This window comes from Microbacterium candidum, from assembly GCF_030315975.1.
Classification (GTDB): Bacteria; Actinomycetota; Actinomycetes; order Actinomycetales; family Microbacteriaceae; genus Microbacterium; species Microbacterium candidum.
Window position 1 is genome coordinate 87,316 of record NZ_JASXSZ010000004.1, and the last position, 15,007, is coordinate 102,322.

A 15,007-nucleotide genomic window follows, 5' to 3' on the forward strand; every position below is an offset into this window, starting at 1 on the left:
GTGCACACCAAGTCGGTTGGAACGGCGTCGCGCGCCGAGAACAGGCCAGAAGCGCAGTCAGCGCACGGCCTGGTCATCCGCGTGACGGCCCTGTTCGCCGCCTTCGTCACCGCGTTCTCCCTCTCGCTGCCGAACGTCGCACAGGCGACGACCACTCCCGTCGCAGGAGGCGCTGCGCAAGCGGCGTCGGCCGCCGCGACGCAGGCGGCGCACTCCGCCCAGCAGGTCCAGCAGTTCCGCGACTACGTCGATGCGTCGATCGCACAGAAGGATCTCCTCGCGCGCTACGCCGCATACCAGGCCGCACTGAAGACCTACGAGCAGCAGAAGGCCGCCTACGACGCGGCCGTCGCGCAGGCGAAGGCGAACGCCGCGCGTCACCGCGGCATGATCTCGCAGACGACGACGCAGGCGCGGTTCATCGTGGTGAGCCCGACGGCTCCTGTCACGACGCCGACCCCGAGCCCATCGCCCACGTCGACCGGGTCGCAGATGCACTGCGTCCGCTCGGCGGACGGCAACTCCGTCACATGCTCGTCCGGGACGACCCCGAACTCGGGGTCGAACCCGACGCCGGCGCCCTCGCCCTCGTCGAGCCCGAGCCCGACACCGGCCCCGTCGTCGAGCCCGTCGCCTACCTCGTCGCCCGCACCCACGACCGCGCCGACTCCTGACCCGACTCCTTCGCCGCTCATGGCGGCGTCGTCGCCCGCCGCTCCGATCGACGCCGCCAACGCGGTGACGCAGGCTCAGCTCGACGCGGCGGTCGCTCAGGCGAAGTCGGAATGGCTCGCGGTCGACCCGCAGGCGAGCTTCGCCGGGTTCAGCGCGAGCGTCGGCCAGCTGGGCACAGGATGGCTCGGCAGCGAATCGTCCGGCGCGGTCGTCATCGACGCGACCGCCGCCGGCTGGGGCTGGGATGTCGACTTCCCAGCTGACCCCGGATCGCACATGAGCCTGCTGACCGCCGTCCGTCACGAGCTCGGCCACGTGCTCGGGCTCGCGCACACCCCCGGCACGGTCATGACCCCGACCCTCTCGGTCGGCCAGAGCTACCCCGTCGACGGGGCGCTCATCCCGGCACCCGCTCCGGCTCCGGCACCCGCACCGGTACCGGCACCGGCACCCGCCGCGCCGACGACGTCGGCGGCGAGCGATGCAGCGGCTCCCGCCCCGACGGCTCCCGCCCCGGCGGCTCCCGCGCCGACGACCACGAGCGACCCGACCGCGACGCCGGCACCTCCGACGGCTCCCGCGCCGACGGCTCCCGCGCCGACGACCACACCCGACCCGACGACGGCCCCGGCACCGACGACCGTGCCCGCCTCCGCCACGACCGCCTCGCCCGCATCCACGGGGACGACCCCGACGGCGCCCGCATCCGCGCCCGCACCGACCGTGTGGCTCGTCCAGCTCGCGACCGGGACCGGCACGCTGAGCTTCCACGCCGACGGCACCGCGAGCTTCACGACGGCGGCCGGAACGCAGTCCACGGCCCTCGCCGGTCTCACCGAGATCGTCGTGCAGGGCGGCCACGACGACACGCTCGTCGTCGACCGCGGCAGCGCCGACCCGGCGATCGTCGTCCGCTACGACGGCGGCGCGGGCTATAACACCCTGAAGTTCGCCGGCACCGCGCACAGCACGACGTCGCTGCCGACGGGCCCTCACTCCGGGTCGATGATCCTCGACAAGACCACCGTCGTCTATGCGGACATCGCACCGATGACGGTCTCGACGTCCGCCGATGTCACGGTCGATCTCGCCGGAGCCGATGACCCGAACTGCACCCTCGGCCCGTCGGCGACCGTCGGCAATCTCTACCTGAACTGCCCCGGAGCCTCCGAGACGCACGACTTCGCGACGCCCACGAACTCGCTGACCATCAAGGGCACCGGGAACGACGTGATCCACCTGCAGAACGCGATCGCCCTCGGCGCCGCATCCCTCACGATCCAGTTCCGGAAGATCTTCCTCGATTCGGGCGCCAGCGTCACGACCTCCGGCGACGTCACGCTCGCCGCATCCCAGACCGTCACGGGGCTGGCCGGATCCATCGCCGACTGCCTCGTGAGCGGCACCCCGGCGACGCACTGCGCCGACGCGGTGGTCGGCTTGAACGGCGGCAGCATCTCCGCCGCGAACGTCACAGCGACCGCATCCTCGAGCGTCACGCCCGACGCGTTCTGGGCGCTCGTGCTGCACAGCCACGCAAGCGTGACGATGTCCGGCGGCTCGATCAACGCGACCGGAGGCGTCGAACTCGGCGCCACCGCGACGGTCCCGACGTTCACGTCCGACAAGAAATACACCGACAACATCGTCGTCGACGAGGAGGCGCTCGTCTCCGTGGGCGGAGCCGCGTCGATCACGGCGGGCACGACCGCGAACCTGCACTCCGACGCGGAGACGGATGCGACCGCGAAGCCGGATGCGACGGGCCACAACCAGGGCGATGCGGGCGGCAGCGGCAGCGGGTCGCAGCAGGATGCGGCCATCGCGACGATCACCGTGATCAGCGACGCGACGACGAAGCTGACCGACACCGCGACGCTCTCCGCGACCGGCGATGCGACCCTCTCCGCGAAGAACCACATCGGAGCCACCGCGACAGGCGATGCCAGCCCAGCGTCGAGCGGCGCCGGAATCGCCGTCATCGTCGTCAACCAGACCACCAACGCGTACATCGATTCCCACCCGGCGACCGCGATCTCCGCTGCGGATCTCGCCGTGAACGCCGACAGCGATGCGACGCTCGCCGCGACGGCGAAGACGAGCCCGCAGGGCTCGACCCAGAACGACGCGCCGGTCAACGACTCGAGCCGCGCGGCCGGCAAGGCCAAGACCGCGGACAGCCCGACCACTGGCGACCCCGCGGGCGGTGGGTCGAGCGGCGGCATCGCCGGTGCGCTCGCCGTCGTCGTGCTCACCGGCGGCACGCACGCCTACATCGCCCCCGCGAGCGGCTCGGTGGTCGTGACCACGACCGGCGGGACGCAGAAGGTCCACGCGGGATCGGTCAACGTCGACACCGCGGACGCCTCGGGCGGAAACGACAAGAGCGGCTCCGGCTACGGGATCGGCATCGCCGTCGACTCGGCGGTGTTCCCGACCGAGGCGTACCTCGGCGGCGGCGTCACCCTCAACGCGACGGGCGTCACGGTCGAGACCACGGCGCCGAGCGCGTCGGCGTACACCGCGAAGGCCGAATCCGGAGCATCGGGCGGGAGCAGCGTCGGCGTCGCCGGATCCCTCGCCCTCAACATCGTCGTGCTGCACAGCCTCGCCGAGGTGCGTGGCACCCCGACCGCCGTGAACGGCAACCTGACCCTCACCGGCGCATCGAACGTCACCGACACCACGACCGCCAGCGCGGCGCAGGACGGCACCGGCTCGTTCGGTGCGGGAGCCGCCGTCGCGATCGACATCGTCAACGTGACGACGAATGCGGGGCTCACGAGCGGCGCGGCGCTCACGGGGGTGGGCGACCTCACGCTCGGCGCGACCGGCACGAGCACGAGCGACACCGAGGGCACGAGCGGCGCCAGCGCCTCTGGAAGCCTGTCGCTCGCGGCGGTCGTCGCGCTCTCGGTCGACAACGTGTCGACCTCGGCCGGACTCGCAGACGGATCGGTCATGCCGGTCGGCGGCAAGATCGCCGCGCACGCGACGCAGACGGCACAGGCGACCACCAAGGCGACCGGCTCCACCAAGGGCGGCAACCTCGCGATCGGAGCGGCGATCGCGCTGACCTTCGCGACGCATCACGCGGATGCATCCCTCCACCGCGGGGCGACCGCGGCCGGGGACGTCACGTTCCAGGCCGACGGGTCGAGCGTCACCGACACCGAGGCGAAGGCGAGCGCCGCGGGCGCGCAGGATGCGAGCACCGACCACACCACGGTCAACAACAAGGGCGACAAGCAGGCCGCGTTCGGCAACTCCGAGGCGTCGCAGAACGGCGGCTCGGGCAGCAAGACCTCGACCCCCGCCGCGAAGACGGGCGACAGCGGCGGCACCTCGATCACGGTCGCTGCGGCCATCGCGTTCAACCTCGTCGACTCGTCGGCGACGGCGCGCCTCGCGGGCGGTCAGAGCATCACGACGACCGGCGGCCAGGTCACCCTCGCGACGACCAACACGACGCACGCGAAGGCCGTTGCGGACGGCTCGGCGAGCAAGGGCTCGACCCTGACGATCGGCGCCGGCGTCGCGATCAACCTCGTGGACATCACGAATGACGCCTCGGTCGGAGCGGGCGCCTCCGTCACCGCCGCGACCGGCGTGACCCTCTCCGCCATCATGAACTCGGCCCCCGACGGCACGCACACGATCGAGGCCGACGCGACCTCGGGCGCCTCCGACACGTCGGGGGCGACGCTGGGCCTCGCCGGATCGTTCGCGATGAACATCGTCAACGCCTCAACGACCGCGCAGGTGATCGGCGGCGTCCTCCCCGTCGGCGGTCTGAAGATCACCGGCACCGGAGACGTGGTCATGACGGCGACGTCCTCGGGGAGCAGCAAGACGGCGGCCAAGGCCGACGAAGAGGGCGGCGCGACCGTCGGCATCGGCGCCGCGGTCGGCCTGAACCTCGTCACGAACGACGTGTTCACCGGTTTCGACCTGAACTCGAGCGCAGCCAACGGGCCTCCGGTCACGGGCGCTCGCAAGATCACTCTCATGTCCTCCAACACCGATGCGCTGACGAACGAGACTGATGCGGGAAGCACGGGCAGCGGCGGAAAAGTCTCCGTCACCCCCTCCGTAGCGGTATCGATCGCGAACGAATCGTCTGTGGCGGCCTTCGGGCCCGGCCCCGAGGCGCAGGCCAGTGATGCCGTGGCCGTGAGCGCGACGATGCACGGCACGGTCACCACGACGGCGAAGGGCGACACCGTCCCCGGCTCGAGCGCGGGCGTCGGCATCTCCCTCGCCCTCGCGATCGTCAACCAGACCGCGGACGCGCACACCGACCGCAGCATCCACGCGGGCAAGGCCGTCGGGTTCACCGCATCCGGCTGGTCGTACGTGCCGAGCGTCGCGAAGGCCGCGGCGAACGGCGCGAAGGACGAGGGAGACGGCAAGAGCAGCAACGACAAGGCCGACGAGAACCTCAGCAATGCGAACTCCTCGCAGACCTCGAACGGCGGAAAGTCCTCGGGCAAGACGGAGACCCCGAAGGACGGCACCGCCGACGGCAAGGCGAAGAGCGGCGGCTCCTCGACCTCGCTCTCGGTCGCCGCGGCCCTCGCGATCAACATCGTCACGACGATCAGCACGGCGACGATCGGCGACGGCGTGACGATCACGTCGGATGCCGCGGACCTCACCCTCACGAGCACCGCGAACACGAACTCCACCGCGGACGGCAAGGGCGACAGCACGGCGCCGACGAGCATCGGCATCGGGGTCGGCGTCGGAGTCAACTCCGTCGACATCACGAACCACGCCACCGTCGGCGCCGCCACCGTCAAGACCGTGGGCCTCGGTCTTACGGCCGGGATGACGGACATCGCCGACCCGGACAACCACGCCGTGCTGCGGCACTGGAACGGCACCGGCTGGGACGTCATCGACCGCGGCACGCAGCTGCCCGGCCCGTACGCGGGCGCCTTCTTCGTGCTCACCGCGGACGACGGTTCGCACCACAAGGGCGTCTACAAGTACAGCACCGGCGGAAGCTGGGATGCCCAGACGCCGACGAGCACGGTGCCCACGGCAGGCACGTCGTTCCCGTCCTCGCCGTCGACGGGCGACTGGTTCATCCTGAACAAGGTCCAGGACGACCACCCCTTCGGCAGCCTGTACCAGTGGGACGGCACGAAGTGGGCGTACCGCACGTCCGACTCCGGCGACAAGATGCCGGCAGATTCGGGTCCGAAGGACAAGGACTACTTCGAACTCACGGCGGACGACGGCCTCACCCACCTCCCGGGCCTGTACCAGTTCACGTCGAGCACCCACACATGGGGCACCGTCAGCGGCCCGTTCGGCCACGGGGACCAGCTGCCGGCGACGGGGACCACTGATCAGATCTTCCGCCTCGACGAGCACGAGGTGTCGGCGCAGGGCACAGCGGGCGTCTCGGGCGACCCGTCGTCGGTCGGCGTCGCGGGCGCCGTGTCCCTCAACATCGTGCAGAACGACACCGCCGCGGTCGTCTCCTCCGGCGCGAACGTCCAGCTCGGCGCGGGAGACCTGAAGCTCGACAGCCGCAGCAACGAGCGCGACGTCTCGAAGGCGACCTCGAAGGCGGAGGTCGGGGATGCCGTCGGCGTCGGCGCCGCGGTCGCGATGAACTTCATGTTCGACTCGACCCACAACGTGGTGCGGTCGGAGGTCCAGGACGGAGCGACGCTCTCCGGCGGCGCCGCGATCACGATCACGGCGACGGGATTCCGGCAGGTCGAGACGGAGGTCGAGGCGGGCACCGAGTCCGGCAGCAACGACCCTGCGATCACGCCCGCGGTCGCGCTCGCGATCTCGAACCATGATCACGTCATCGCACGCATGGGGACGAGCCCCTCGCTGACCGCGCTCACCGCGACCGGCGCCCTCAAGATCGACGCGGAGCACACCTCCGAGTACTCGGCCAAGGGCAGTGCGGATGCGGCGAGCGGCAACGTCGCGATCGGCGCCACCGTCGCCCTCAACGTCGTCCTCGACTGGGGCACGACCTCCGAGCTCGCCCAATCCGTCTCCGCGGATTCGGTGGAGGTCCACGCCACGACCGAGCTGACGTCGGATGCCGACGCCAAGGCGAGTGCGAAGGGTACGCAGGACAACAGCAAGAACGAGGCCGGCAAGAAGAGCGACAACACCGCCGACCAGAAGTCGGACCAGCAGATCACGGGCACGCCGTCGGCATCCGGAGCGGGCACGGGGACGACGCCCAGCTCCAACGGCCAGACCGACAGCGCCAACAGCAGCTCGTCCGGCAAGTCGGGAGCCAAGGGCGGCGGCACCGGCATCGCGGCCGCGGTGGCCGTGAACTGGGTGTCGTCGGGCACGACGGCCGACATCGGCAGCGGCATCACGGTGCACGCGACCGGCGCCGCGGGCGCGGTCGACGTGCAGGCATCCGTCCTGACCGGCTCCACGACCAAGGCATACGGCATCGCGGTCGACCTGAACAACGACACGAGCATCGGCGCCGCCGTCTCCCTCGACGTGCAGACGATGACGAACACGGCGAACATCGGGGCGAACAGCACCGTCACAGGCGCCGGCGTCTCGGTGCAGGCGATCACGCCGACCGGCAAGCACGACGACGTCATCACGTGGGCTCTCGCCGCGGCCGCGGCCAAGTCGGATGCGGCGGTCGCCGGGTCCGCCGGCATCCACGTGCTCGACTTCCAGACCAACGCGTCGATCTCCACGGGCGTGACCGTGACGTCGACGGCGGGCGTCACGGTCGCCGCGACGACCGACCTTCGCCTGCTGAACCTCGCACTCGGCGGCGCTCTGTCGACGGGCGGCGGCGTCGGAGTCGGCGGCGCGTTCGCGGTGAACATCATCACGCACGACATCACGAAGGCCTTCATCGACTCGAGCTCGGCGCACAAGACGACCGTCCAGGCGTCCGGCGCGATCGCCGTCAACGCGACGGACACGTTCGCCCCGCTGACGCCGGTCACCGGGATCTCGCAGATCGACAACTTCCACGGTCCGTCGGACGGGTCGCTGCTGCCTGCACTGTCGTCCATCGTCGGCGGCGGCTCGGCGACGAAGGGCGGCGGGGGAGCGGTCGCGATCACGATCGCGGTGGATGTGTTCTCGTTCGACACCGAGGCATACATCTCCGACTACGCGCTCGTGAACCAGACGACGACCGGCGACGCCACGCAGACCGTGACCGTCGGCGCGTCCGACACCACGACGATCGTCAACGTGGCGGGCACCGTCGCGCTCAGCCTCGGCGGGACCGCGGTCGGCGGATCCGTCATCGTCGACATCGTGTCCAAGACGCTGCTCGCCCGCATCGGGTCGAACGCGAAGGTGAACGCCGGCGGCGACCTCTCCGTGTCGGCGACGGCGAACGAGTCGATCATCGACGTCACCGCGGGTGCGGCCGCGACGACCGGGAGCGCCGCGGTGCAGGGCACCATCGACATCGTCATCCTGAACCCGGGCAGCCAGGCCGTCACCGCGGTCATCGACACCGGCGCCCAGGTGAAGGCGAACGGCGCGGTGTCGGTGCAGGCGGCCGACCACGCCGACAAGCTCGACATCATCTCCGGCAACGTGGCGATCTCCACGAGCGGCACCGGGATCGGCGCATCCGTCGCCGTCCTCGTCCGCAACGGCACGGTGTCCGCGACGATCGGCAGCAACGCCGTCGTCGAAGGGGATGCCGCGGGCGGCGTGTCCGTCGGGGCGACGCAGAGCCTCAACCCGATCCTGATCGCCGTGGCGGGCGCCGGCGGCGATTCGGCGGGCGTCGGCGGCTCGGTGGTGGTGGACGTCCTCACCGACGTCACGACGGCGAAGATCGACACGTCCGCCAAGATCAACTGCACAGGCGGCGGATGCAGCAACTCGTCGCTCATCGCGACGCAGGCCGTCGTCGTCCAGGCGAAGGACACGACGACGGTCCTCGCGCTCGCGGGTGCCCTCGCGGTCGGCGGCACCGCCGGCGTCGGCCTCGGCGTCGACGTCGAGGACATCCACAAGACGACCACCGCCACGATCGGCTCCTCGGCGACGGTGCGCGCGAACGGGGATGTCGTCTCCCGCGCGATCTCCTCCGAGGACATCAAGTCGATCTCCGTCGGCGGTTCCGCCGGCGGCACCGCGGCGGTCTCGGTCAACGCCGCGATCCCGGTCGTCGACGTCACGACGACGGCGCAGATCGAGACGTTCGCCGACGTGCGCGCGGGCGGCAACGTGGTCGTCTCGGCCGACGAGGCCCTGACCCTCATGGTGCTCGCCGGAAACGTCTCGGGCGGCGGCACCGCGGCCGTCGGCGCAGGCATCGCCGTGCCCGTCGTGACGAAGCACACCAACGCGCTGATCGGCGCGAGCGCGCAGGTGACCGCGCTCGGTGCCGCGGCGAACATCACGAACGGCTCGGTCAACGCCGGAAGTTACGTGACGCAGGGGACGGACATCCGGTTCGACCCGCGCGGATACCAGGGCGGCTGGCCGGACACGCCGCCGACTGCGCCCGTCAACCAGGGCCTCGAAGTCAACGGCTACAAGATCGACCTGGGCTACAAGCACAACTACAAGCTCGGCCAGGAGGTCGTGTACGACGCCGGCGGCGGAGCATCCATCGTGGGCCTCACTCCGGGGGACACGTACTACGTCATCCCCGTCTCCGACACCGAGATCGAGCTGTACACGCAGCGCGGTCCTCCGGCGAGCCCCACGTGCTCCGACCCGCACCTCGTGTGCGGCATGACCCTCCCGGTCGACGAGATGGGCGAGAACCAGCGGTTCGTGCCCACCGACCAGCCCGGCACCGCGGCCGACACCTCACCGCGATTCTCCGCCGCCAACGACGTCAGCACCGGCGGCGACTACATCCGCCTCCCGTACAAGTGGGACCCGGCGCACACCCCGGTCCAGGGCGACCCGGTGGTGTACAGCACGGGCGGAGGCACCGCGATCGGCGGGCTCGTCGACGGCGCGACGTACTACGTCGTGAACCCGACGCCCGGACACTTCCAGATCGCGGCCACCTACTGCGACGCCGTCGGCATCGACAAGGGCGCCGACGGCATCTGCCAGAGCTCGCCCGGCGGCTCCGGCCCCAACTACGGCGGCGACGACGACCCGCACCTCGTTCTCGGGCACGTCCACATCCTGAACCTCACGTCGACGGGTTCCGGCCGTTCGCAGAGCTTCGTGCCTGCAGGCTCGCTGCCGTCGGGCAGCGCCCAGGACCAGGGGCCGCAGAGCGTCTCGTTCCCGCCGCGCACCGGCTTCCAGGGCGTCGCGGTCGCAGCCTCCAACAGCGACGTGATCTCGACGATCGGCGTCGCGGCAGGCGGCGCCGGCACAGCGGCCGTGACGGTCGCCGGCACCGTGGCCGTCCTCACGGTGCACACCGTCGCGAACATCGACAACGGCGCGCACATCAACTGCGCCTCGGGCAACGCGACGTGCTCCGCGAACGACGGGTCGGCCGACGGCGGGCAGTCGGTGCTCGTCTCCGCGGTGAACAACTTCCGCTCGCTCGGGATCGCCGCATCCCTCGCCGTCGGCGGAACCGTGGGCGTCAGCGCCTCCGCAGCCGTCCGGGTCGTCGAACTGCACGACGACGCGTCCCTCGGGGACAACGTCGTCGTCAACGCCGACGGCAACGTCGAGATCCGCGCGAACGCGAGCGACGCGATCGTCTCGGTCAACGCCGCCGTCGGCGGCGGCACCGTCGGCGTCGCCGGCACCGTCGGCGTCTCGGTCGTCAACGAGTTCACCGATGCGTTCACCGGCACCGGCACGAAGATCACCGCGAACGGCAGCATCGGCGTCGTCGCGGCATCCACCACGACCCTGCTGCTCATCACCGCCACCCTCGCCGTCGGCTACGTCGGCGTCGGCGTCGGCGTCGATGTGGCGATCGTCTCCAAGCAGACCCGCGCCTACCTCGGCGCGAACGACGCCGTGGTCGCCCTCGGCTACGGCGGCGGCATCGGCGGGGCGGACACCGGCACGATGACCGGATCGTCGTTCGACACGGCGGCCCTCACGGGTCTCGTCGTGCAGGCCGACTCGTCCGAGAAGATGTTCGGGCTCGTCGCGGGCGTCGGCGGCGGCTTCGTCGGCGTGACCGGCAACGTCGGGGTCACGATCTTCACCGTCGACACGCAGGCGTTCCTCGGCTCCGGCGTGACCGTGAACCGCGCCGCAGGCGGCGGTGCGATCGTCGCGGGCACGGCCGCCGGCCAAGGCGTGGCCGTCTCGGGCACCGACCACTTCGACTCGCTCACGTTCGCGGGCGGTGCGGCCGTCGGGTTCGTGGGCGCGGCGGGCGGTGTCGACATCGGCGTCGCGAAGATCAGCGTCCTCGGGATGCTGTCGGCGAACACGGATGTGTGGGCGAACGGCACCGTGCGGGTCAACGCGCTGTCGACCAAGCACGTCCAGACGTACGCCGTGAGCGTCGGCGGCGGTGTCGTCGGCGTCGCCGGCGCGGTCTCGGTCTGGTCCGTGGGCACGGCTCCTCGGGCGACCTACTCGCAGGACGGCAACGGTCCCGACCGCGGTCCGTGGGACCCGGGCACCACGTATTCGAAGGGTGACGTCGTCACCTCCGGCGGCCAGACCTACATCGCGTCGACGAACAAGGTGGGCAGCCAGGTCAACAAGGGCCAGGACCCCGGCTCGTCGCCGAGCTTCTGGAACCTGAACAAGACGCAGGACTCCACGCAGGGCCAGAGCAGCGACTCGAAGTCGCAGGCCGACACGGCCGCGGCCGGAGGCGGCAGCGGCGGCTGGAAGTCCGCGCTCGGCGGCGCGCCCGCACCGCTCAACGCCTACGACGCCGGTGCGCACAACTACATCTCGGGCGACCTCGTCAGCTACAACGGGCACGACTACCAGGCGCAGGCCACGTTCACGTCGTCCGGCTCGACGACGCCGGGGGTCGACACCACCGACTGGCTGCTGAGCGACGACAACTACCAGCTGAAGGTCGGCTCGGCGAACTCGGACACGACGACGAAGCTCGGTGCGTCGTACTCCGGGACGACCCCGACGCAGAACGAGTTCGGCGCTGCGGCAGCGGTCCCCGTCCCGTGCGACCCGCAGAACGCTCCCGAGGGCACCGCATCCGCCGTCTGCGGCTCGGTGCACGCGCTCGGCGGCGGCGACGTCCAGGTCCGGGCGACCGAGCAGCTCCAGGTGTTCGCCCTGGCGGGGGCCGCCGCCGGCGGCCTCGGGGCGCTCGGCGCCGGCATCACGATCATGTCGATCGGCGACGTCGTCGACGCCGGCGTGTACGGCAACGCCGTGGTCAGCGCGACCGGCACCGTCGGCGTGCACACGTCGTACACCGAGAACGTGACCGACATCGGCGTCGCGGGCGCCGTGGGCGGCATCGCGATCGGCGCCCAGGTGGTCGTCCTGCACGACTCGAGCTCCGAGAAGGCGCACATCGACACCGGCGCATCCGTGCCGAAGGCCTCCACCATGCTGCAGGTCGACGCGAATGCGAACCGCACGCTCGCCGCCTACGCGATCGGCATCACGGTCGCCGCCGGGGCGGTCGGCGCATCGGTCTCGGTCATCGACATGTCCGGCGACACGCAGGCGCTGATCGGAGACGTCGCGATCGGGTCCGGTTCCGGCACGATCGGCGCCCTCGACGTCGAGGCCAAGGACACCACCAAGACGACCATCATCGCCGTCGGCGTCACGGGCGGCGTGCTCGTCGGCCTCAGCGGCATCGTCACCGTCGTGAGCTCCACGGGCACGACGCGGGCGGCATCCTTCGCCCACGGCGCCGACCAGATCGGCGGCGGTGTGACCGTGAAGGCGACGGGCGACCGCGGCGCGATCCAGCCCGTCGCGATCAGCGTCACGAGCGGTGCGCTGTCGGTCGGCCTCACCGTCGTCATTGCGACCCAGGCCCGCAACACGGAGGCGGAGCTGGGCGGCAGCGTCAACGCCGCGGGCGCGGTGGATGTCGAGTCGACGGCGACGGACATCGTGAACGTGCTCACCGCTGGCATCTCCGTCGGCGCGATCGCCATCACCGGCATGATCCCGATCGCGATCGTGAAGGGCCACACCACCGCGACGCTGAGCGGCACCGTGGCGGGATCGTCCAGCACGACGGTGCACGCGTCCGGCGCCAAGAAGGCGGATGCCGAGGTCGACGTCGGCGGCATCAGCGGCGTGGGCGTCACCGTCGGCGTCGCGGTCGCCACGATCGCGAGCGGGGCCGACATCAAGGCCATCATGTCCGGCTCGGTCTCCACCAACGGCCAGCTGCAGGTGCTGGCCGAGACGACGGACCGCAACGAGGCCATCGCGACCGGCAACTCGGTGACCCTCGCGGTCTTCGGCGGAGCCGCGATCTTCGCGGCCATCGCGAACGACGACGGCGCCGTGAAGGCGCAGCTGGACGGCTCGGTCACGCAGAGCGGCACCGTGGTGGTCACCGCGACCAGCACCGCCCTCGCCCAGGCGCACCTGACCGTCGGCACCGGCGGCTTCGGCGGGGCGATCGCGGTGAGCGTCGCCGACGCGGAGATCGGATCGGATGCGGTGACCGCCGCGACCTCGACGGATTCGGGCAACAACCAGTCGATCGTGAGCGGCGGCTCCGTCACCTTCTCCGCGACCTCGCACAATACGGCCGACACCTACTCCGCGCTCGCGGCGATCGGCGGCGTCTTCGGCGTGGCCGTGAGCGTCCCGACGGCTCAGGTCGCGGGTGCGACCAACGTCTCGGTCGCCGACGACGTGCAGGCGGCATCCTTCTCCGGCACCGCCATCAGCTGGAACACCGTCACCAACTCCGTGCAGGTGCTGGCCTTCGCCGGGCTCGCCTCGGCCGCCGCGGACGTCTCGGTCTCGACGATCACGAGCGACGCCGGCACGAGCGCCGCGATGACCTCGACCTCCGGCGTGACGGTGCCCGGCACCGTCGCGATCGAGGCGGACACCCACAACCACGTGACCGCGACGACCGGCAGCCTGTCAGCCTCGTTCGGTGCGGCATTCGGATTCGTGTCGTCGAAGGCGAACGACCACTCCGGCAGCTCCGCCTCGTTCGGCGGCACGCTGAAGGACTCGAGCGGTCCGCTCAACATCGTCGTCGACGCGCAGCACACGGTCACCTCCGATCTGTTCGTCGTCTCGATCGGCCTCATCGCCGGTGCGGCGGATGCCGCAGCCACCGGCGTCGTCGACGGGACGGATGCGGCATCCCTCGACGGAACCGCCCGCATCCAGAGCACCGGCTCCGCAGTCACCGTCCACGCGGGCCGGGGAGTCCTCGTGCTCTCGACCGTCAAGGGCGGCGCGGGCAGCATCGGACTCGCGGGCGCCAGCATGAGCGCCGACGCGAACGCCGCCGGCACCGTCTCGGCCACGGTCGGCGACGGGGCGGTCGTCGGCACGACGAACGCCCGGGCAGCATCCCTCACCGTCACCGCCGACGACGCCGTCGTCACCGCCGGCGCCGCCTCGACGATCGCGGGCGCCCTCATCGCCGCGATCGGCGGCGCGGTCGGCACGGCGGAGGCGACCCCGACGGTGACCGCTCACATCGGGACGGGCGTCTCGATCGTGCTGGGCACCGGATCGAACAACAGCCTCGGCCTCACCGCGGTCTCGCACCGCGCGGAGGCGGTCGGCACCGCGAAGGTGGTCGGCGGCGGCATCGCCAACGTCGGCCTCCCGAAGGCGTCGGCGACCTCGACGCCCACGGTCACGGCGGACGTCGGCGGCAGCGGCACGACGATCCAGGCCGGCGGAACCGTGGTCGTGGATGCGGAGTCCCTGGCGGACCCGAAGGGGGCGCTGCTCACCGACGACATCGTGGCGCTCAACGCCGACGGAGGTGCCGCACCCGACGACTCCGTGCTCTTCCCGAGCCACGGCCTCGTCACCGGACAGCAGGTTCAGTACTACACGAACGGCACGGCCATCGGCGGACTCGTCAACGGCCAGGTCTACTCCGTCATCGTCCCGACGACCGACGGAAAGGACCAAGGCTCCGGCACGCTGGATGCCGACCACCTGCGCTTCGGCGTCAGCTGGAACGCCGCATCCATCGACGCCTTCTCGATCAGCCCGCAGGCCTCCGGCGCCGATGCCAACCGCGCGATGCTCCGCTTCGCCGCCGCGCACCACCTCAGCAACGGCGACGCCGTGATCTACCGCTACGACGGCACGACGATCATGAACTCGCCGATCGCCGACGGCCAGGTGCTGTACGTGCGCGTCATCGACCTGTACACGATCGAGCTGTACACCGACAAGACCCTCGCGATGGCCGCCGCCCAGACCTACCAGGGCACGGATGTCAGCGGCGGCCAGCTCGCTGACG

1 protein-coding gene (cut by a window edge) is annotated in these 15,007 nt (G+C 71.1%); it reads left to right on the plus strand.

Going from position 1 to position 15,007, the window contains the following annotated elements; genetic code table 11:
* Positions 1-15,007, plus strand: partial view of a hypothetical protein gene (locus tag QSV35_RS12900; RefSeq protein WP_286289188.1) — the 5' portion only. It continues 15,074 nt past the right edge of the window; only the first 15,007 of its 30,081 coding nucleotides appear in the window; its start codon is at positions 1-3; its stop codon lies off the right edge, out of view.